Source organism: Bartonella sp. CL70QHWL (assembly GCF_042194855.1).
Taxonomy (GTDB): Bacteria; Pseudomonadota; Alphaproteobacteria; order Rhizobiales; family Rhizobiaceae; genus Bartonella.
Window position 1 is genome coordinate 1 of record NZ_JBHINJ010000020.1, and the last position, 22,387, is coordinate 22,387.

14 protein-coding genes and 4 pseudogenes are annotated in these 22,387 nt (G+C 38.1%); 13 read left to right on the forward strand and 5 right to left on the reverse strand.

Annotated features, from left to right (window positions below; genetic code table 11):
• Both ACFIJZ_RS08165 and ACFIJZ_RS08170 read right to left on the reverse strand, forming a co-directional pair.
• On the reverse strand, positions 1-852 hold an 852-nt coding region (locus tag ACFIJZ_RS08165), incomplete at its 3' end, for a portal protein (protein ID WP_375631575.1).
• Positions 837-1,598, reverse strand: a pseudogene (locus tag ACFIJZ_RS08170) (PBSX family phage terminase large subunit); the annotation flags it as partial. The gene ACFIJZ_RS08165 and the pseudogene ACFIJZ_RS08170, both read right to left, overlap by 16 nt.
• 176 nt (positions 1,599-1,774) lie before the next feature.
• Between ACFIJZ_RS08170 and ACFIJZ_RS08175 the strand changes: the two are divergent.
• The 3 genes from ACFIJZ_RS08175 (at position 1,775) to ACFIJZ_RS08185 (ending at position 3,871) form a co-directional block, all read left to right on the forward strand.
• Positions 1,775-2,941, forward strand: a complete 1,167-nt coding sequence (locus tag ACFIJZ_RS08175; RefSeq protein ID WP_375631577.1) for a tyrosine-type recombinase/integrase — start codon at positions 1,775-1,777, stop codon at positions 2,939-2,941.
• Between the two features lie 234 nt (positions 2,942-3,175).
• A complete protein-coding gene (locus ACFIJZ_RS08180) occupies positions 3,176-3,376 on the forward strand; it encodes an AlpA family transcriptional regulator (RefSeq protein ID WP_015856172.1) in 201 nt (66 codons plus the stop codon).
• 147 nt (positions 3,377-3,523) lie between these two features.
• A complete protein-coding gene (locus ACFIJZ_RS08185; RefSeq protein WP_375631579.1) occupies positions 3,524-3,871 on the forward strand; it encodes an ABC transporter transmembrane domain-containing protein in 348 nt (115 codons plus the stop codon).
• A 407-nt stretch (positions 3,872-4,278) separates the two neighbouring features.
• Here ACFIJZ_RS08185 and ACFIJZ_RS08190 read toward each other — a convergent pair whose 3' ends face one another.
• Positions 4,279-4,545: a hypothetical protein gene (locus ACFIJZ_RS08190; protein ID WP_375631581.1), complete on the reverse strand. Its 267-nt coding sequence runs from the start codon at positions 4,543-4,545 to the stop codon at positions 4,279-4,281.
• A gap of 256 nt (positions 4,546-4,801) precedes the next feature.
• On the opposite strand from ACFIJZ_RS08190, the gene ACFIJZ_RS08195 reads away from it, so the two are divergent.
• From ACFIJZ_RS08195 to ACFIJZ_RS08205, 3 genes are read left to right on the forward strand one after another with little or no spacing between them, the layout of a single operon-like run.
• Positions 4,802-6,469 (forward strand): peptidase domain-containing ABC transporter, encoded by a 1,668-nt coding sequence (locus ACFIJZ_RS08195; RefSeq protein ID WP_375631582.1) that lies wholly within the window; start codon positions 4,802-4,804, stop codon positions 6,467-6,469.
• Positions 6,459-7,784: an HlyD family type I secretion periplasmic adaptor subunit gene (locus ACFIJZ_RS08200; RefSeq protein WP_375631584.1), complete on the forward strand. Its 1,326-nt coding sequence runs from the start codon at positions 6,459-6,461 to the stop codon at positions 7,782-7,784. The genes ACFIJZ_RS08195 and ACFIJZ_RS08200 overlap by 11 nt, the downstream gene beginning before the upstream one ends.
• Positions 7,784-8,248 (forward strand): toxin-activating lysine-acyltransferase, encoded by a 465-nt coding sequence (locus tag ACFIJZ_RS08205; protein WP_375631586.1) that lies wholly within the window; start codon positions 7,784-7,786, stop codon positions 8,246-8,248. The genes ACFIJZ_RS08200 and ACFIJZ_RS08205 overlap by 1 nt, the downstream gene beginning before the upstream one ends.
• 290 nt (positions 8,249-8,538) lie before the next feature.
• Here the strand turns inward: ACFIJZ_RS08205 and ACFIJZ_RS08210 are convergent.
• Both ACFIJZ_RS08210 and ACFIJZ_RS08215 read right to left on the reverse strand, forming a co-directional pair.
• A pseudogene (locus ACFIJZ_RS08210) lies at positions 8,539-8,971 on the reverse strand (helix-turn-helix domain-containing protein).
• Between the two features lie 65 nt (positions 8,972-9,036).
• Positions 9,037-9,694: pseudogene (locus ACFIJZ_RS08215) on the reverse strand (DNA adenine methylase); the annotation flags it as partial.
• On the opposite strand from ACFIJZ_RS08215, the pseudogene ACFIJZ_RS08220 reads away from it, so the two are divergent.
• The 7 genes and pseudogenes from ACFIJZ_RS08220 to ACFIJZ_RS08250 form a co-directional block, all read left to right on the forward strand.
• Positions 9,679-10,261: pseudogene (locus ACFIJZ_RS08220) on the forward strand (tyrosine-type recombinase/integrase); the annotation flags it as partial. The pseudogenes ACFIJZ_RS08215 and ACFIJZ_RS08220 sit on opposite strands and share 16 nt — an antisense overlap.
• 207 nt (positions 10,262-10,468) lie before the next feature.
• Positions 10,469-10,669 carry an AlpA family transcriptional regulator gene (locus ACFIJZ_RS08225; protein ID WP_007347209.1) on the forward strand — a complete coding sequence of 67 codons (201 nt, stop codon included), beginning with the start codon at positions 10,469-10,471 and terminating at the stop codon, positions 10,667-10,669.
• 97 nt (positions 10,670-10,766) lie between these two features.
• Positions 10,767-11,651: a toprim domain-containing protein gene (locus tag ACFIJZ_RS08230; protein ID WP_375631588.1), complete on the forward strand. Its 885-nt coding sequence runs from the start codon at positions 10,767-10,769 to the stop codon at positions 11,649-11,651.
• 12 nt (positions 11,652-11,663) lie between these two features.
• Positions 11,664-13,262 carry a YfjI family protein gene (locus ACFIJZ_RS08235; protein ID WP_375631590.1) on the forward strand — a complete coding sequence of 533 codons (1,599 nt, stop codon included), beginning with the start codon at positions 11,664-11,666 and terminating at the stop codon, positions 13,260-13,262.
• 611 nt (positions 13,263-13,873) lie between these two features.
• On the forward strand, positions 13,874-18,862 hold the full coding sequence (locus tag ACFIJZ_RS08240) for a DEAD/DEAH box helicase (RefSeq protein ID WP_375631591.1): 4,989 nt from the start codon (positions 13,874-13,876) through the stop codon (positions 18,860-18,862).
• Between the two features lie 1,776 nt (positions 18,863-20,638).
• Entirely contained in the window at positions 20,639-21,469 is an 831-nt protein-coding gene (locus ACFIJZ_RS08245) for a hypothetical protein (RefSeq protein ID WP_375631593.1), read from the forward strand.
• A gap of 80 nt (positions 21,470-21,549) precedes the next feature.
• Entirely contained in the window at positions 21,550-22,212 is a 663-nt protein-coding gene (locus ACFIJZ_RS08250; protein WP_375631594.1) for a hypothetical protein, read from the forward strand.
• Positions 22,213-22,387: the final 175 nt, after the last annotated feature.

Genomic DNA, 22,387 nt, shown 5'->3' on the forward strand with positions numbered 1-22,387 from the left:
ATGAATCACGTATAAAAGTGTGGATTCTTGAGTGGATTCATATAAGATAATTACACTCAACCTATTGACTTTATTGTATTTTTGTTTATAATGCCCTTCAACAAGTGTAACCATCCGACGACCGTTTTCAACATCAATGCTCCCTTCATCACTGTAATAATCAAGATCATTATGGTGAACACCTTCATGAGAGCTACCATCCCTTGCCCAATCTGCACTCAGCTCTGTCCAATGAGATTTGGGAAACATCTGCTTAGCTACTTCTAACGGCTTGCGATCTACATACCACAAACGTTGCGCATCGGTTAAATTCGGTTGCACCGCTGCACTATCCCAAACCATCTTTAACGGGTCTAAACGCGTAATTACCGGTTCACCATCGAGGCTGTTCTCATAATCAAGCCGTGTATCAGTCCACCCCATGCCGCAGATAACCGCATCTTGGAAAGCATCACTATCAGCGTATTCTGCATGCGCCATGTCCCGAAACCATTCTGCCGCACCGGTAAGCAATTCACTAGGCAATGCCTTCCCTACTTGACGGGGAATAAACTGCACTTCGCGCTTGTTATTACGCTCTGACCCCACAACGGCATTGACCAATGGGGCAATACGATTAAAGGTCATAACGGGGCGGCGTTGCTTTTTTAACGCCGATAAATCTTCTTCATTCCATTGATCACCATTGTAAAAACCAAAATCCTCCCGCGCATGTTCACGCCATTTATTCACATGCTCCACATCTTCTTTGTACCAGCTCACAAGCTTGCGAAATAAGCCTTCTGTCGACAAATCTGATGCGTTACTTTCTTTATCTAAATGCTCTTCATCATACATCATTCTGCCATCCATGAGGTACTCTCATATTCCGTTCTGCCGCTATAAGCTGGTCGCTTTTGTATTTCTTTTGGTGGTTTGTATGAAATACACATCAGTCCAAAGGCATCTGCCCCATGACTGGACCAATCGTGCTCTGCTCCCAAGCCAATATTGCGCTTCTCATCCCATTTCTCGTGATACCAGTTCAGTGCCTTACGTCCTGCTACCGTCGTCTTTTCATTAAACCAAACAGAAGGCAAAACACGGCGGACTGTTTCTATACGTATCTTAACAGCTCCTGCTCCCTGATTAGGGATAACTTTTGTTTGAAAGCCTGCCTGTTTAAGAGCGCTCTCAAAACTCACATTGTGCACACGGTCTCTGGTTGCCCCATCATGGGGGAGAACCATCAATGCCTTCTCATAACCATTTTGACGCAACCAACCGATATGCTCTGACAACGGTTGTCCCTGTGCTTCGTAATAATCAAGCACTCTGATCTCTCTGCCAACAAATTGCGCTATCCATATCGCCGTGGCATCTGCCTTAGCACCCGTGCCCCCAATATCCCAAAAGGCGCGTATTTGCATTAAAGGATCACGAGCAACACGCCCTATCCGCCCTTCCTGCTCGGCTGCCAACATTTCCTTTTGATAATAAGCGCCTTGAACCGCTGTAAGATAAGCCCCTTCCCAGATATGCTTATAGGTCTCTGGACGGTTTCTCAGATCATCAAGTCGTGTTTCATTCAAGATCTTGGGAAACTTCGGATTGTCTGTTCAAGATATTGATTTATAATGATAATTTACTGTTTTGTATGTTGAATGAGAGTCCCGAATAACGTAGGATTCTCTCATTTCAAATCTGTTTATCTTGAATCAATCAAAACCACTCATTTGCACATAACAAGTGGGATGAGTGTGTGGATCAAATTTGTATAAGAAAGGATTAAAAAATGGCTCTTATGAACCGTCTTAATGCAAGATCTGTCGCAACATTGGGGGCTGGAAAATATAATGATGGTGCCGGCTTGCTTCTTCACAAACGTAAAGATGGAGGTGCTCAATGGATTTACCGTTATACTATTCATGGACGTCGTCGTGAAATGGGCTTGGGAGCGTTGCGAGATGTCTCTTTAAAACAAGCCCGTGAATTGGCAACTGGGTGGCGTTCGGTTTTACGTGAGGGTCGTGACCCCATTAAAGAACGCAATAAACAAAAGCGTGAAGCAATAAGCAATCTCCATTATTTAAAAGATATTGCCGTGGATGCTTTTGAAAGTCGTAAAGCTGAACTCAAGAATGATGGTAAAGATGGAGATTGGTTTTTACCATTACGCCTTCATATTCTCCCTAAATTAGGTTGTCTGCCGGTTTCTGAGATTACACAAACTGAGATACGCAACACTATTGCCCCTATCTGGCATACAAAAGCTGTTACAGCGCGTAGAGCTCTCATTCGTCTCAATCTTTGTCTCAAACATGCGGCTGCTTTGGGTTTAGATGTTGATTTACAAGCAGTAGAAAAAGCACGCGCTCTCTTAGGCAAACAACGCCATAAAATCAAAAACTTACCTGCAATGGATTGGAAAGATGTTCCCGCTTTTTATAAAACGCTTTGCCAAACAACAAACCCCACACAACTGGCTTTGCGTTTGCTTATCCTTACAGGGGTTCGTACCAATCCCTTGCGTCATATTCGTGAAGATCAGATTGATGGAGATATATGGATCATACCTGCTGAAAATATGAAAGGAAAGCGCGATGCTACAACAGAATTTCGCGTCCCCTTATCATCAGAGGCAATGAAAGTGATAGAACAAGCCCGTTGTATCTCTAAAAGTAATTTCATCTTTTCTTTTTCTAGTCGGGCTCCTATTTCACCTATGGTTATGTCAAAGCATATGAGAGACAATAACCTTGAAGCCTGCCCCCATGGTTTTCGTTCTAGTTTACGCGATTGGCTCGCTGAAACAACCGATGCTCCCTATGAAGTCGCTGAAACTATTCTAAGTCATACAGTCGGAGGACAAGTAGAGCGTGCTTATCGTCGTACGGACTATCTAGAACAGCGCCGTGTTTATATGGATAAATGGGCGGCTTATGTCACGGGTCAATCTTAAGATATGGGGTGAATAACCCCATGATCTGTGGATAACTTTCTCTCTCTTCTCTCTCTTCTCTCTCTTCTCTCTCTTCTCTCTCATTCTCTCTCAATAAGACTCATAAATTATTACATCAGAAATTATATGATAAAATATTGTTTTCTATAAATAAAACATCTTTCTAAATGAACCAAAATGTGGTTAATAAATGGTTATGATGTGTTACCATTTTTATAGTGAAAGGATTTTAGAATGACAGAAAATGATATTCTTTTAACAGACCGTGAAAGTGCAAAATTGCTTCATATGAGTGTATCAACATTCCGCCGTCATGTAACCAATGGCTCTCTCCCAAAACCTTTAAAATTTGGTTTTTTATCGCGTTGGTTACAATCAGATCTTTTGAATGTAATCGAGCAAGCAAAACAGCAACGTTATAACGACGCGGCATAAAAAGAAAACCTTGTCACGTAAGAACGGACAAGGCTTTCTCAAGCTCATCAACCTAGAAAGTGCACAATCCGTCCTATGACGCAACGTTATAGGATTTAAAATGATGTGTTCTTTTAAGAATGCGCAGGGTATTACACGGTGCTGTGCATGGTGTTTGGCATGGGCATTATGGAACCGCCCGTTGCCCTGCTCATGATCAGTTGCGCTGCTGTCGTTTTGCGCTTACTTGGCTTGGTGAATCCTTTTATTTTTCAAGCGATTATCGACCGTATTCTTCCTTTTCAGCGTATTGAAAGTCTCTATGCTATCGTTGTCTTGATGGTTGCTATTATGCTGTTTAGCACGGCTCTTAGCACTCTATCTGGCTACTTAGGATCTTATTTAGCCAATCGGCTTACGCTAGAATTTGGACGGCGCATTTACACCCATCTTTTAAGTCTCTCTTTGCCCACTTTACGCACTTGGCAAGTGGGAGAACTGTTTTCACGTATTTGAAAGAGAGAAAAATATAATGAATATGGATAACAATTTTATACTTTTGCACTTTTATAAATCAATATAATTAATAATATAATGAATAGCACAAGATAATATAACGACTAAAATCATTATTAATAGTGATTTCTTTATAGATGCTTCCCAACTATAGCTTTTAAATCTAAGTAACAAAGTACATGCAAAAAAACCCACAAAAAAACCTATAAATTCTGGAAGAAATAATTTTGCAGTTTTATAAATAATCTCCATAATGAAGATGCTCCCTAAAATATGATTGTCATAAATATTATGATATCCCTGAAATCAGTTGTGTTATAGTTTTTAAATTATGTTCACAATATCATTGATCTCAGGAATATATTGCTTGCTATTTTCTAATAAATTAGAAAAAGTATTTTTTTACTTTATCGATGATAGCAATCATCTACCTTATGTCCTAAGGCCATAAGACCTTCATATAGTGCACCTCCTAATGCTCCAGCTCCAGCGCCTGGACCTGTGGCTACGCTACTTAATGCTCCTACACCAGCTCCCAAAAGTGCATTCACACCCACTTCATAGGCATAACCACCCACACCACAACTGTCAGAATGAAACCAACTTGATGAATGTGAACTGCTGTATGAATGTGAATTGCTGTGTGAATCATGTGATGAGCTTGAACTACCCATTTTTAGTCTCCTTTTAATTATTAAAAATAACTGTATCACAACGATACAGCGAGAATTTCATTATTATTCATTTTATAATAAGTCAAACATAATTTGTAAAAATAATAATAAAAATACTGTATAAATAATAAATACATTATGTTTATATTATATTCATACAAAATGTATATTTTTTTATAAATATAATACTATTTACAATACTGTTTAAATATGCGACATCCATCGCTCTTTCTCTTAAACAAAATCATAAATTCAAATGAGTCATTCACAAGAAAAACTAGTATCGTTCTCTTGGTTTACAAGAACAACAAAGAAATATATCTATTATGTCATCGAACTTAGTTGCGTTGCTGTTGTTTTGCGCTTACTTGGCTTGGTGAATCCTTTTATTTTTCAAGCGATTATCGACCGTATTCTCCCTTTTCAGCGTATTGAAAGTCTCTATGCTATCGTTGTCTTGATGGTTGCTATTATGTTGTTTAGCACGGCTCTTAGCACTCTATCAGGCTACTTAGGAGCTTATTTAGCCAATCGGCTTACACTAGAATTTGGACGGCGCATTTACACCCATGTGTTAAGCCTTTCCTTGCCTATTTTACGCACTTGGCAAGTGGGGGAACTGTTCACGCGAATCGGAGAGGTTGATACAATTCGCGGGTTTCTAACAGGAACCATCGCCACAACTGTGCTAAATGTTCTGTTCGCAATCATTTATCTTGCTGCACTCTTTTCCATTAGTCCGAAACTGACCTTTATTGTTCTTATTGTTTTACCCTTGCAAATGGGCTCTTTAGCGTTGGTCGGTCCCTTCTTGCGCCGCCAATTACGCCGTGCTTTCACTCTGCAAGCTGCCCATCAATCGCGCCTCATTGAAAGTTTTACCAATCTTGAAGCCATTAAAGCACATGTAAAGGAGCCAGCCCATACAATACGCATGCAAGAAACTTTAGCCCGTAGTTTAGATCAAAGCCTTACAACCAGTAAATTGCATCTTCTCAATGGAGCCATGAGCCATATTTTTGGTGATCTTTTCACTATTTTTATTATCTTTTTTGGTGCTCAGGCAGTTCTTCAAAACCAAATTACGCTAGGACAACTTATTGCCTTTCATCTCCTCGCTGGAAATGTTTCTGGTCCTATCTTAAGCCTTGCATCCCTATGGGAAGAATGGCAGCATTTGAAAATCTCTCGTCTTCGTTTGGGCGATATTCTTAACTCCCCTTCAGAATGGGAAGAAGAAAAGCCGCCTCTTCAACTCAGTGCTCCTCCTCATCTTGAAGCCAACGATCTCTGTTTTTCTTATGGAGATAAATCCATTATCAATCATCTTGATGTCTGTTTACAACCTGGGCAACCAATTATGTTACTTGGTCCTTCAGGGTGCGGAAAAACAACCTTGGCGAAGCTCCTTTGTGGACTCTCCCCCCCAACAAGCGGAAAGATATTGATTAACGCCCAACCTTTACAGAATTTTGATGTCCGTAGCGTGCGTAAAACAATCGCGTATTTTCCTCAAAATCCTTGCCTTTTTTCCGGAACCATTCTTGAGAATATGCTTCTTGCTAAACCAGATGCCACTAAAGATGAAATCGACGCTGCACTATATGTTAGTGCTTGCCATGATTTGATTGCTCAGTTGCCTTTAGGACTCAATACTCAAGTAGGAGAGCAAGGTGGTTTTTTATCAGGTGGTCAGCGCCAACGCTTGGCTTTGGCTTGTTTCTTTCTGATAAACCCAAGCCTGCTTATTTTGGATGAACCTACTTCCGCATTGGATGACGCTGTCAGTGCACAAATTGTTGAGCATTTATATAAACTTTCACAAGATCGTATTGTTCTTGTTATTACCCACAAAAGTGACCTCTTTCCTCGGCATGCAACCGTCTTAAACTTTACTGATTTGGAGGCAAAAAATGGCAGATAAAGCTCCCTATTTGCGCCCTTTGTCACCAACGCTTCATATGGTTGTTGCTGTTTTGGTCACCTTATTTCTCTTTATTGTGATCGGCAGCTTTATCGCAAAAACAGAGATTGTTGCACGGGGGCAAGGAAGTGTTATTCCCACCGCTTACGTTCAGCTGGTCCAAGCGCAAAATACAGGACGCATTGAGAAAATTCTTGTAAAAGAAGGGCAATTTGTTCATCAAGGCGATCTCCTTATTCAATTAGATCCTCGTGAAGCCCTCAATGAGTGCGCACGTGTTCAAGCAGATATCGCGCAACAAACTCTTCAAGCACAAATTGCAACAGCTATTTTAACAGCTTTACATGAAAGTGATCCTTTAGATAAAGATTTTGTGACCAAAGGGCTTGCCTATCTGCCAGTTCCTCCTTCTGGCAACACGACTGCAAGAATAGAAGGGGAAAAACTCATTAGCGCTACCCTTCAATCTCTCCAAGATAAATTAAGAGCGCTAAAAGCACAAGCGGACCGCGTCGAGCGCAGCGGTGCAACACAACATGCGCAATTAGATAGGTTGGAAGATGATCGTCAATTAAGCCAAGGGAAATTAAAGGCTGCAAAAAGCCTAATGGAAACAAAAGTCATTAGCCAAGCGGTTTATTTAGAGCGTTTACATGACTTTAAAAATGTCGAGCATGAAATTTTAACCAATCAAAGACGTTTGGAAGAAAATGCCGCCGAAATAAACACCCTCCGCCAACAACGGCAAAGTCTCATTTCCGATGAAATCGCCCGCTATCGGCAACTTTCGCGTGAAACAGAACTGAATCTTCAAGGATTAAAAGCAAAGCTTGATAGCACTCAATACCATCTTGACCACTTATCACTTTATGCGCCTGTTGATGGACGTATCGATGATTTAAGTATCCATACTTTGGGCGGCTTTGTAGAAGCTGGTAAAACGCTCATGCGTATTGTCCCTGATGCAGGTGGTCTCATTGTTGAAGCGTTTTTTGATAATCGAGATATTGGTTTTTTAGAAAAGGGCCAACGTGCTTACATCAAGTTTTCTGCCTTTCCACCTGAACGTTTCGGTGTTATCCACGGTACAGTCGTTAATGTAGGCGCTACAGCGCGCTATGATAAAGAAATTAATGGTGTCTATGCTGTTTTAATCAAAATTGACCAAGATCACATCACTTTGAATAACAAACAACTTAAATTTATCCCTGGCATGACTGTGACAACAGATGTCATTACCTCAAAACGACGTCTCATTTCTTATTTCTTTGAACCTATCACCAAAATTTTAGAACAATCTCTAAAGGAAAGATAATGTCTGTAAATGAAAATTCATCACCTTCACTCATAGATCCTCTTACAGCGTTAGGAGCTATGGTTGTTTTAATGCTTACATCTCCCTTATACCGCCGCTGGCGAATCTGGGATATAGACCGAAATTTAGGACCAGCTTTACAGACTGGGCAATATAAACTCTATAAAAATGAACGTGGAGAATTTTGTGCCTTTATCACTTGGGCTTTTTTAGATGAAAAAAATCATCAATCTATGCTTGAAAAGGGAGAATTTTTACCTGATGCCAATTGGCAGAATGGAAAATACGTATGGTTTATTGATTGTATAGCACCTTATGGCCATACTGCTCATATTGTACGCGATATGCAACGAAATATATTTCCTGATCAGCATTATTGCTACGCTGTTCGACGTAATGAAGATGGTGAAATACGAAAAATTGCGCGCTGGTGTTGCTACAGAGCACAAAATCCAGCCAAATAGTTTTTCTAAAGCAAATGCGGATAAATCATTTCCCCCTCGTCTTATAGAAAAGAATCTTTTAAAAGAGCTCTTTAAGCGATAGCTATAGTAAAAGAAAACCTTACCATATTTACAGCTAATCCGCTACAAATGGGTATTTTTCAGCTTACCAGACTTGCTATGAATAGCAACAGATGGTTAAGGGGATTGATCCACTCTCAAGCTGAAATTTGATTAACTAATTTCACTAGAATTGGCTGGGATACCTGAATTCGAATCTAAATTTAATTGCAATAAACTATTGATTTTATTTATATTTTTTTAAGGTTATGGACCATATAATTAGGTTCGGGAATAGGATTTTTACACTTTCCTTTACAAAATGCATTCTTTTTGCCAGCTTTCTCTAATAATTTTTTTAATAGTTCTAAATCTTCTTGTGAAATAATGTTTACTCAGTCTAGAAAACATACCAACAGTTTCACATCTGAAAGTATCAGAAGGCTTTATAATAAAACTTTTGCGACAAGAATAGGCTTCTTTTTTTAAGAGAGAAGCCATAGCTTTATCTAAAGCATAGAGTTCAATTATCTTTTCCTCCAGCCCTACAGGAACAGATCTTTTGCCAATTTCTACAGATGATAAAAATGCTACAGATATATCTAATTTTTTAGCCATATCTAAAAGGCGTTCTGAATGATCAATGCGAAGTTTCCGTAAAATTTTACCAAAAGATGTAAGCATCAAAAAAAGTCCTATTAGAGAAGAAATATTTCTTCTGATCCTAACAAATCTTTTTATGATTTTCTTCAATTATTGCGAATCAAGAGTTCTTTTCGGGGTGGTTTTTTAGCCGTACCTGCTGTCCAAAGGGTCTCTAATTCTAAAAAGTCAAAATCCTTAAAAATCTCTCGAACCGCATCACAATCATTCAGACTCAAGACAAACTTTCCTTGGATGCTTTTGAGAACTTTTGCCATACTCACAAAATCATCTTCAACAAAATTCCCAGAACTGTAATACTTCTTCTTTACAAGATAAGGCGGGTCTAGGTAAAATAAACTGTCGGGTGCATCAAAAAGTTCGACAACCCGTTCCCACGATAAATTTAAGATCGTCGTATCAAGAAGATTCTGTCTAACACGTCTCATCCTTGATAACAGCTTTTCGGGATTAAACTCTGCCGTTCTTTTTCTTCCAGAACTAAAAAAGACATAATCTTTTTTCCCATACATCACACAACGTTGGAGAAACAAAAAGCGAGCAGCTCTTTCAACTTTGGAAAGGCTCTCTGGTTCAATAGCCGCAAGTTCAAAAAAACAATTGTCTTGAACAAACAAACCACTCTAGTCGTTTGGCTAAATCTTCAAAGTCATTTTGAACACATTGAAACAGATTCGTGATTTCTCCATTCAAATCATTAATCACGGAATATTTCACTGATCTTTTGTTTAGAAAAACAACGCCTTAAAGTCAAAAATTTACCTGCCATGGATTGGAGAGACATTCCCGCTTTTTATAAAACACTTTGCGAAGCATCAACCCTAACACAACTGGCTTTGCGTTTGCTTATCCTTACAGGGGTTCGCTCTAACCCTTTACGTCATATTCATAAAGATCAAGTTGAAGGTGATATCTGGACATATCCCTGCTGAAAATATGAAAGGCAAGCGTGATACAACAAAAGAGTTTCGTGTGCCCTTATCATCTGAAGCATTAGACATTTTAAAACAAGCGCGCTCACTTTCTCGCAATGATTTCTTCTTTTCTGCAACCGGTCGCGGTCCCCTTGCTACGAAGTGTATGGCTCAATACATGAGAGACAATAAACTTGAAGCCTGCCCCCATGGTTTTCGCTCTAGTTTACGCAATTGGCTTGCTGAAACAACCGATGCCCCCTATGAGGTCGCTGAAACTATTCTAAGTCATACGGTAGGTGGTAAAGTAGAGCGTGCCTATCGTCGTACTGATTATCTAGAACAGCGCCGCGTTTATATGGATAAATGGGCGGCTTATGTCACGGGTCAATCTTAAGATATGGGGTGCATAACCCCATTATCTGTGGATAACTTTAGCTCTCTTTTCTCTCATTCTCTCTCAATAAGACTCATAACGTATCACATCAGAAATTGTATAATAAAATATTGTTTTCTATAAATAAAACATCTTTCTAAATGAACCAAAATGTGGTTAATAAATAGTTATGATTTGTTACCATTTTTTGATAGAAAGGATTTTATAATGACAGAAAATGATATTCTTTTAACAGACCGTGAAAGTGCAAAATTGCTTCATATGAGTGTTTCAACATTCCGCCGTCATGTTACCAATGGCTCTCTCCCAAAACCTTTAAAATTTGGCTTTTTATCCCGTTGGTTACAATCAGATCTTTTGAATGTCATCGAGCAAGCAAAACAGCAACGTCAAAGTGACGCGGCATAAAAAAACCTTGTCACATAAGGACGGACAAGGCTTTCTCAAACTCATCAATCTAGAGATAGCACAATCCGTCCTATGACGCAACGTTATAGGATTAAAAATGATGTGTTCTTTTAAGAATGCGCAAGGTATCACACGTGCCTTGCGTGGTACTTGGCATGGGCGTTATGGAACAGCCCGTTGCCCTGCTCATGATGATAGGCTGCCTAGCTTATCCCTTGCCAATGGACATGATGGGCGTCTTTTACTCACTTGTTATGCTGGCTGCTCTTTTAGAGAGATCATACAAGCGCTCATAAGAATTGGGTTGCTTGGAAAACAAGCCTTTTTTGATAAAGCTTATGATCAGACGCTCTCTTTTTCAAAACAGTTTTGTGCTGATCTCAAACGAGCAAAACAGAAAGCAGAGAGAGCAAAAGCAATTTGGCAACAATGCCAACCAATCAAAAATACTTTAGCAGAAACCTATTTACGTATGCGGCATATCACATGTGATTTGCCTGCTGATTTACGCTTTCACGACAAGTGTCCACACCCCTCTGGGGGTACACTGCCCGCGTTGGTGGCTCTTGTTAAGGGCGCTGGCTCTTTCGCCATTCATAGAACCTTTTTACAAGCCAATGGCTGCAAAACAGATCAAAAACCAGCAAAAGCCATGTTGGGATCTGTAACAGGTGGTGCTGTGCATTTAAGTCAAGGCAATCCAAAACATCTGGTCATTTGTGAAGGCATTGAAACCGGTCTGGCTCTTTTGTCTGGGGTGTTATCAGAGCCCGTTGATTTATGGGCTTCTCTTTCAACCAGTGGCATGATGCGTGTGAATTTACCCCATACAAAAGGGCGTTTGACAATCGCAATGGATGGCGATGAGGCTGGTCGTAAAGCAGGTTTTACCCTCGCTGCGCGTGCCTATAGCCATGGCTTTGAGGTCTTTATGATGCAAGCTCCAAAAGGAACTGATTTTAATAACGTATTACTTTCTTAAAAGAGGGAAACTATGAAAGATAGTAATTTACAAAACAATAATGAAAATACTCCCGTCAATGATAAAAATAATGTCTCTTTAAACGATAATACTTGTTTAAAAGCCATTTCTTATGAAGTCGCCTTGCAACAAAACGGTTGGAAGGAATTACAACAGATTGAGAGTGCTCTTTTACCCGTTGAACCTTTTAATCCATTACAGCTCCCCATGCCATTCATGGATTATGTTTATGACGTTTCAGAGCGTCAACAAGCCCCTATGGATTTTATTGCTGTCGCTGCTCTCTGTGCCTTGGCTGCTGTCATTGGCAATGGCGTGCGGGTTGCTCCAAAACAACATGATGATTGGATTGTTGTCCCTAATCTCTGGGGTGCTCTGATTGGTCAATCGTCAACATACAAAACACCAGCCATGAAAGCCGCTTTAGCGCCTATCACTTGCCTTCAAAAGGAATGGTATAAAGACTGGTTAAAGCAGAAAGAAAAACAAGAAATTGGAGAGATACTTGAAACTTTAGATAAACGAGAAAAGGAAAGACAAGCCAATAAAGCGATAAGAAAAGGAGAGTATGAAACCGCCCGTGCTCTTTTGTATGAAACCCTCTCTAAAGACAATGCGCATGATGATGATGTCTCTCGTTTTATCGTCAATGATGTGACCGTTGAAAAGCTTGGGGAACTCTTAAAAGAAAACCCCCGTGGTCTCTTAATGGTTCGTGATGAATTATCTGGTTTTTTAGCCAATCTGGAACGAAGAGAATATCAAACAGACCGTGCCTTTTATTTAACAGCTTTTAATGGAGATGATCAATTTACCTATGACCGTATCGAGCGTGGAACGATTTTTATCCCTTATGTCACTTTATCCATGATTGGCGGCATTCAACCTTCACGCATTATTCCGCTCATTCAAGCCATACACTGTGGAATAAACGATGACGGTTTATTGCAACGCTTTCAAATGATTGTCTGGCCCGATGACAATAAAGAGTGGCAATTGGTTGATAAACCGCCCAATCAAGAAGGGTGGCAAAAGTATGAAGGGGTTTTTCGCTCTTTTCGTGATAAACGCTTAGGGTCTCCCGAACAACCACTGATCATGCGTTTTTCTCCTAAAGCACAAGTGAAGTTTTATGAATGGTTCGAGCATCTTCATAAAGAAGCCAAAGAGAATAACCTTTCTGAAAGCTTACAATCACATCTTTTAAAAATGCCAAAAACCATAGCAAGTCTTGCGTTGATTTTTGAGCTTCTTGACGGTGGTCGTTTAGAAATTGGACTCTATGCCATCACAACAGCGTTGCGTTGGACAAGTTATCTGTTAAGTCATGCCAAACGTCTTTATGCGGCGCATGATACATTAACAGCAGAAAGTGCAAAATTAATTGTCGAGCGTTGTGATCATTTGCCCGATGTTTTTACAGCAAGGGATATCTATAGACGATGTTGGCGTTCTTTAAAAGACAAGGAAACTGTGAAGCAAGCTTTAGAGCTTTTATGCCGTTGTAACTATATTCGTGAAATTTCTGAAGAGAATAATGGCTTAGGTCGGCGTCCTGATAAACGGTATGAATGGCATCCTTTCGTCAAAAGCAACAACATAAAACAATAAAGAAACCTCTTTTTAAATCTTTAAAACATCACGCAAAACTCTTTTAATGACATTCTCATCAAGGAACTTTTCTCCCCCCAAAAATGATCTGAGTGGCTTTGTAAAAAGAGTTTTGTCATTTTTGTCAGTTTTGTCAGTTCTTTTTAGAGCCTATATTATTTTTTTTAAATGAGAGAAAATTAAAAACATTATATTTCAATATGTTAGTATTTTAATAATACAACCCTTATTAAGATACACCCCATAAATACAACTGTAAATATATATTTATCAGTTATGTGTCAGTAAATTGAACTGACAAAATAGATTATTTTAATGTCTCATAAAACTTATCAAAATACTTATTCTGATATCTTAAAACACATAGTGCATTTGTCTTGATTAACCCATGAAACGAACAGCAAATTTCACTATTTTGCTGATCTTATCCCATGTCATAGGCTGTGGATAAATAACCTTTAAAAATCCCTTTTGAAAAAAAATTCTGGTTTTGCAAGAATTTCACCTCAGCTGACACTCGCTATTTATCCTAAATGGATTTAATTGGCTTCACTTTGATTCTTTTGAAGAGAATCAATCAGTAGAATATATTGTCATGGAGTCTGTTCTTTATGTCTCACCCTCTTTATTCTGATAATAAACGCGTCTCTTTACGCTCTCTCTTACAAGCCTATCGTGATCAAGCGATATCAGAGCAAGATAAGCAAGCCGCTTTTGAAAAGTTTGTCATTGCTTATTTGACGCAAGACCCGCTTCAATGCCAAGAATACGAAAAGGTTCAAACTTATAGAGAGGTTGCTGACGAAAAGGGGTGGAAAGGAAGCGATAGAGACACTGATATTGATTTGGTAGCTAAAATTCGTGATCAAGACGATTATGTTGCTATTCGCTGTCAATTTTATGAGACCAATCATCAGATTACTCAAGATGATATTGAAAGCTTTATCGCTATTTCTGGTAAAAAGAGATTTAAATACCGTCTGCTCATTGATAGTACGGAAAAAGACTTAAGCGAAAATGCTAATACCATGATTGAAGGGCAAGCGGTTCCGGTTTATCGAATTAATCTGTTTGATATGGAAAATAGTCAAATCGATTGGGGTATTTTTGATCAGACAGGCAACATTGTTCTTTACGAGCAAACAAAGAAAAAGCTTTTAGATCATCAGAAAGAAGCGCTGAAAGCGGTTTGTGAAGGTTTGAAAGAAGCAGACCGTGGCAAGCTCATTATGGCATGTGGAACGGGCAAGACTTTCACCAGTTTGAAGATAGCAGAAACCATAGCAGGTCAAGGCAAGCATGTCTTATTTTTGGTCCCCTCTCTTGCCTTGATGTCACAAAGCATTCGTGAATGGACAGCCGATGCACAAGTGCCCTTGCGTTGCTTTGCGGTGTGTTCGGATAAGCAAATTGGCAAGCGTCGTAAAAACCAAGAAGATGATGGGGAATTATCGGCATCGGATTTAGCCCTCCCTGCTACCACAGATGCCTCTAGGCTTGTCGAGAAAGTAGGCAACTCTTCTCCCCATGCGATGAGTGTTATTTTTGCTACCTATCAATCAATACAAGTCATTGTTGATGCGCAAAAGGATCATGGTTTAGCAGCCTTTGATTTGATTATTTGTGATGAGGCGCATAGAACAACGGGGGCTTCATTAGGAACTGACGACAATGAATCTGATTTTATCAAGGTTCATGATAACAGTCTTATTCGAGGCAAGAAACGTTTGTATATGACGGCAACGCCTCGTATCTTTAGTGACCATGCCAAAAGGCGTGCTGATGAGGTTGATGCTGTTTTAGCCTCTATGGATAATGAAGCCATTTATGGAAAAGTGCTTTATACCTACAGTTTTACCGATGCGGTCAAGAATGAACTGTTAACCCCTTATAAGATTATTGTTTTGGGGGTTGATGAGGGGGAAATCAGTAAAACCATGGAGATGCCTACCACAAGTAAAGATTATGAACTTCTTCTTGATTATAGAACAAAAATTGTTGGCTGTTATCAAGCCTTAACCAAACTGGATCTGAAAGCCGATCTTGGAGATGATACGAGCCCCATGCGTCGGGCTTTGGCTTTTTGTAAAGATATCAAGACCTCTAAAAATATCCGTGATACCTTTCAAGGAAAAGGGGTTAAGCGGATTTTCAATAGACTTTATCAAAACCACCCCGATACGCCCCGTCTGATCTGTGAAGTTGATCATATTGATGGGAAGGATGGCGCCAAGGAACGGACAAGAAAACTGGATTGGTTGGAAGAAAATGTGGGGGAAAATCATTGCCGTGTACTTACCAATGTACGATGTTTGTCTGAGGGAGTGGATGTGCCTACGTTGGATGCGGTGATGTTTTTACACCCGCGTAAAAGCCAAGTCGATGTGATACAGGCGGTAGGACGTGTGATGCGGCGCGCTCCAGGCAAGAAAAGAGGCTATATCATTTTACCCGTTGGGGTGCCGGCTGGGATTGACCCCGAAAAAGCTTTAAAGAACAATCCAAAATACAGTGTTGTTTGGCAAGTTCTCGATGCCCTGCTTGCTCATGATGAGAATTTTAGTAAAACGCTTAATCAGATGAATTTAGGACAAGATGTAAGCCCTATTTTAGAGATTATAACGGTTTCTCAAAATATGGATTTAGAGAATGTCACCACGGTTGTTGACGATATCCCGCTTCAAGCAAAACCAGAGCATACAAGCACAAGCAATGTCTCTCCAATCCGTCAATCGCTTTCCACGCATCATGGACAAACAAGCTTCAATTTTGTGGCGGCATTCCCTCGCGCCCTTAAAACGGTTCTAGTTAAAAGATCGACCCTTTCTGATTATTGGGGCATATGGGCGAACAATGTTGCTGAGATTGCTCAAAATCATATCAATCATCTTAAAGATATTCTTTCTGATGAGAAAGGCAAAGCGTGGTGTGCTTTTGATGCGTTTCATAAGGAATTAAAGAGCAATTTAAACGACAGTATTACGCAAGAGGAAGCCCTTGAGATGTTAGGACAACATCTTGTGACGCGTCCCGTGTTTGAAGCTTTGTTTGAGGGCAATGAATTTGTCCAGAACAATAGCATCTCACAAGCCATGGAAAGGATTTTAGCTGAGTTGGATAAAACCGATATCAAGCAAGAGTCTCTGGAATTACAAGGGTTTTATAACAGTGTAAAATTCCGCGCCTCTGGGATTACCGAACCCCAAGCAAGACAAAACCTTATTATCAAACTTTACGAGGATTTCTTTTCCAAGGCATTTAAAAAGACAACAGATAGGCTTGGGATTGTTTATACACCCGTTGAGGTTGTTGATTTTATCATTCATTCTGTTGATGATGTGTTGCGGAATGAGTTTGGAAAAAGCTTGGGGTCACGGGGTGTCTCCATTCTCGACCCTTTTACGGGAACTGGGACCTTTATCACACGGCTTTTACAATCAGATCTCATCAAACCAGAGGATATGGAATATAAGTTCCGTCATGATATCCACGCCAATGAGATTGTCTTACTTGCCTATTACATAGCAGCGATTAACATTGAATCGACCTATCATAGTATCATGAAAGGAGAGTATATTCCCTTTAAGCATATTGGTTTGACCGATACTTTCCGCATGCTTGAAGAGAAAAATCTTCTACAGGAATTGTTTAAAGAAAACAGTGAATATTTGGAACATCAGAAAAATCTAAATATTGAAGTTATCTTTGGTAACCCTCCTTATTCAACAGGTCAAAAAAGTGAAAATGACAATGCAAAGAATATTCCTTATCCGATATTAGATAAACGTATTCGTGAAACTTATGCTGTTCAATCTAAAACAACTTGTGTGCAAGCACTTTATGATAGTTATATTCGTGCCATTCGCTGGGCTAGTGACCGTATAAAAGACTGTGGTGTTATTGGTTTTGTTACAAATGCCGGTTTTATTAATGGAAGTTCTATGGATGGTTTACGAAAATGCCTCGTTGAGGAATTTAGTAGCCTTTATATTTTCCATTTGCGGGGTAATCAACGAACCTCTGGAGAAATTTCTCGAAAAGAAGGTGGTAAGATTTTTGGTGAAGGATCTCGTGCCCCTATTGCTATCTCTATTTTGGTTAAAAATCCAAAATCCAAACAACAGGGGAAAATATATTTCCGTGATATTGGAGATTATCTCAATAGAGAAGAAAAGCTCACGATAATTGAAAAATTTAGGAGTATTAATGGTATTACACGGAGCAAACAAGGTTGGCAAATAATTACACCAGATAAGCATGGGGATTGGCTTAATCAACGTGATGACAGTTTCAAATCATTTTTAGCCATAGGTGCTAAAAAGGGATATGATAAAAAGTTTTTTGAGACTTATTCTTGTGGTCTAAAAACCAATCGTGATGCATGGGCATATAACTCAAGCCGTGAAATAGTGGCAAAGAACATGAAGAATATGATTACGTTCTATAATAGCGAAGTGGAACGTTTTAATGACACTTATACACATACCGATAGTAAAGCACGTACAAGGGATGTAGATAGTTTTGTCAATTCCGATGAAAGTAAAATCAGTTGGAGCTATAGTGTTAAGCAACAGTTAATTAGAGGAAAAATTTTTGAATTTGAAGAGACATGTCTCACTCAGAGTTTGTATCGTCCTTTTACACAACAGTGGCTTTATTATAATCGTACTTTTAATGAATCAGTTTATCAAATGCCGCGTATATTTCCTATGGGAAAAATAATTGAAAATAGAGTCATAAAAATTGCTGCTGTAGGAGCAAGAGGTGGATTTTCTATCTTGATGACTAAAAATGTACCTGATGTGGGTGTGATAGATAATAGCCAATGCTTTCCACGCTATATTTACGAAGACACTCTAGTTTCAAAAAATAAAAGTGAAAAACAATCTCATTTATTTACAAATTCTACAGAGAAAAACACAACATCTGGTTTACAGAGACGTGATGCCATTACGGATGAAGGACTAGCATATTTTAAAATGGCTTATCCTAATGAAACCATAACAAAAGATGATCTATTCTATTATGTTTACGGTTTGCTTCATTCAGAAGATTATCGCTCTCGTTATGCTGATAATTTATGCAAAGAATTACCTCGTATCCCTTGTGTAAAGAGTGCTGATGATTTTTGGAAATTTGTAACAGCAGGGCGTGAATTGGGTCATTTGCATGTGAATTATGAAGATGTAAAACCTTATCCAGTAACCTTTAAAAAGGGTAATCCAAAACAAACAGAGATCTCTAATCCCGAAAAGTTTTATTATGTAACTGAAATGAAATTCGCAAAAATTAAGAATAGTAAGGAAAAGGATAAATCAACTGTTATTTATAACAGCAATATTACCATAACAGATATCCCTCTTGAAGCTTATGAGTATATCGTCAATGGCAAACCCGCTCTTGAATGGATTATGGGGCGTCAATGTGTAAAGACTGATAAAAAGAGCGGCATTGTTAATGATGCCAATCGCTATGCTGTTGAAACCGTTGGCAATCCTGCTTATCCATTGGAGTTGTTTCAAAGGGTTATTACTGTAAGTTTAGAGACAATCAAAATTGTTAAGAACCTACCAAAATTAGAAATTAGAGAAACTGAGTAACTTATAAAGCATGCTCACATAATGGGCATGCTAATCTTATTAAAGCCGCTTATGTATTAGTTTAAATAAAAGTTTATTTTATCATCTGTTATGAGATAACTAAGATAGGAAAGAATTACGTTATCAGAAATCCTTTAATGGACTTTTGTAAATTTTGTAAACGTATCATCTTGTGAATTGATTACCTATAATCTTTAAAAGGAGTGTTTATATGCGTTATTCTAAAAAGAAATCATTTGCACTTTTAGATACTCTTATTTGGATTGCCTTTAAGAGATTATACCGTATTTAAAATGATAGCTTTATCCTTTTCAAAAGCTTTGTTTAAACAAAGTTATGTATATTCATTTTCTTATATTACTTATAGGTTTTGTCTGTTTTTAAAACCCCCAAAACACCTACAAAACCCTCTTAGATATATATTAAAAATTGTATTTATGTGTTATGTTTAATATAGGTTGTTTATTTGAAAGATTAACATATTGAAATATAATAACTTTTATTTTGGATTAAAAAATATATATAAAGGGGGGGGTAAAAAGACCCCCCAAAACCCCCATACCCCCCTAAACTCATAACCATAATAGTCTTAATAGCATTTTTATGATCATAAACCGTTTCTTTTGAAAGGCTTTAAAGGATCACATGTTTTTTTAAGACGTGGTTTAATCACTCACTAAAATCATAAGGTTATCTATTCAAAAGAACTGATTAAAATTCATAAAGGGGATTTTGATAACGTAATCAGTTTTTACTTTCATACGCTTTTCATAAGACATGTTTTAATGACACACTAAAATAATCACTTTTGTCAGTTCAATTTACTGACAGATAACTGACAAATATATATTATTAATTGTATTTAAGGTTGTGTTATCTATATAAGTTGTATCTTAAAAAGACTAACATATTGAAATATAATGCTTTTAATTTTTTATCATTTTAAAAAAATAGTATAGGGTCTAAAAAGAACTGACACAACTGACAAAAGTCTATTAAAAGGGATTTTGCTAATCTCTATAATGATCAGTTTCTATTGAGATATTTTCATAACAGACAATAAATCACAATTATCCTATTTATCGTTTCTCTTATGAAAATGAAAAATGATGCCATGGCTATAAAGAACATAACAGCTATAAAGAATGCGTAAAAACAGTAAACTTGAATACTCATATGCAAATGAAAGCATTTGTTTATAAAGACAGTCCCTATAAAGGCTGTTAAGTCTAAAATGTGTTATTAAAAGAAATTAACAGAAATCTTAAAAGCCATTTAGTGACAAAATTGATAGGTTATAAAGTTTAAAATACGCATTATGAGAGCGTTTCTAAATATTATAAATGTATAGATTCAGAAAATAACGCAATCTTTTAAGAAAGCCAATAATATAGCTTTAAAAGCACATAAATATAAAAGAAGCAAATAATAGGCATAAGATATTATCAATACACAACGTATTTAAAAAAATACAAAAAAATATCAAAAAAGATAAAATATCGTTTGACAATAAATACGTATTTTGTTATATGAATATTCAAGTGATTAAGAAACACTAAACAGATAGCGAAGAGGTTACGATAAACCTAATCCTATTATAAAAACTGACTATCTTTTATGCTTTAATTAGCATATATGATGATTTTGTCGGGTGTCGTTACGCCATACAATACTCTTTATGAGAAAAGCGTAACAACGGACTATCTGCCGTGTTTCTTAGCGCCCGGCGCCCATTAGGGTGTCAATAAGAAACTTTTAAACAGATAGGTTTTAAATATGACAAATATCTCAAAAAACACCCCCGTTCTCTCTAACATTGCAAATGAAACTGCATCTGTTAATAAACAAGAGCCTGCAAAAAAATATGAACTTACTAATGAAAACCGCGTTGTTAACGGTGTGACTTTACACCGCATTAAAGCTTTAAGAGATTTTGATGATGTAAAAGCTGGGAACCTCGGCGGCTTTATCGAAAATGAAAGCGATCTATCCCATGATGGCAATTGCTGGGTTTATGATGATGCTATGGTTATCCAAGCAAGCGTTTCCGAAAATGCAAAAATACGCAATAATGCCTGTGTTGTGAATTATGCTAAGGTTTATGGTAATGCCGTGATTAGTGATAAGGCATGGGTTTTGAGTAATAAAGCACATGTTTATGACAATGCAATCATTAATGGCAATGCAAAAATTGGTGGCTATGTTTTTGGCAATGCCGTTGTGAGTGATAATGCCGTTATTACTGAAGGGGCTCTTATTTACGATAATGCCCGTGTATATGAAAATGCTCATGTGAGTGGGCTTGTGTTTAATGATGCCCATGTCTATGGGAAATCACGCCTTGCTGCGTGGTCAAAAGCTTATGGCAATGCTCATGTTTTTGATAAAGCTATAGTTTATGATGGGAGCAATATTTATGACAATGCCAAGGTTTTTGGCTCGGCGCGTGTTGGTCCTTTTGCAAAAATTCATGATAATGCTCATGTGAGTGGCAAAGCACAAATTTGCCAATTTACAACGATTTATGGCAATGCTGTGCTTAAAGAAAATAAGAAATTTTCTGAAGATATCTGTGGTGCTGATCAGAATATAAATAACGCTGCGTGAATAACGTGCGGGCGCGGCGGGGGCGCCCCCTTTTAACATTTCATTTAAAAATTTAAATCTCTTTATAAAGGAATTGTGCTATGCAAAAAAAGTTTGCACTCACAAATGAAACGCGTGTAATTAATAATCATACCCTTTATCGCATTAAAGCATTAAAAGACTTTGCTGATGTTAAGGCTGGTGCCTTGGGTGGCTTTATTGAAAAGGAAGATAATCTCTCTCATGAGGGCAATTGCTGGGTTTACGATAATGCTCTTGTTTTAAATCCTGCCCATATTTATGAAAATGCCAAGGTTTTTAATAACGCTATTATAATGGGTAGTGTTTATGGCAATGCCCATGTATGTGACCGTGCCCGCGTTTATGCAAATGCTCATGTTTATGACAATGCGCATCTTTCTTATAATGCTTGGGTTTATCATCAGGCGCGGGTTTATGGCAATGCAAAATTATCAGGAAATGCTCGTATTCATAGCAAGGCGGTAGTTTATGATCATGCTGTTATCAGTGGCGCTGCTAAAATTTATGGCAAGGTTTATGGCAATGCTAGCGTGGGCTGTCATACTGATGTTTATGGCTCTGTTTATGGTAATGCGAAAATCTCTGGTTATTTCGTGATTAGAGGTAATGTATATGGCAATGCAAGATTAAAAAGAGATAGTGATTTATATTGGGTTCCCATAAATTGTGAGGTTTATGAAAACGATACCGTTGTAAAGATTATTGAAAATAACGCTGCGTAAATAATGCGCGGGCGCGGCGGGGGCGCCTGCTTTCCAACCCAATTTTTCTATTTCAAATTTTATCAAACGTTTATCACATTAGATTGTGAGGGTCTTCTTATGTGCAAAAAATATGAATTAACCAGTGAAATCAAAAAAATCAAACATGCTCTTACTCGAAATATTATAAACCTTT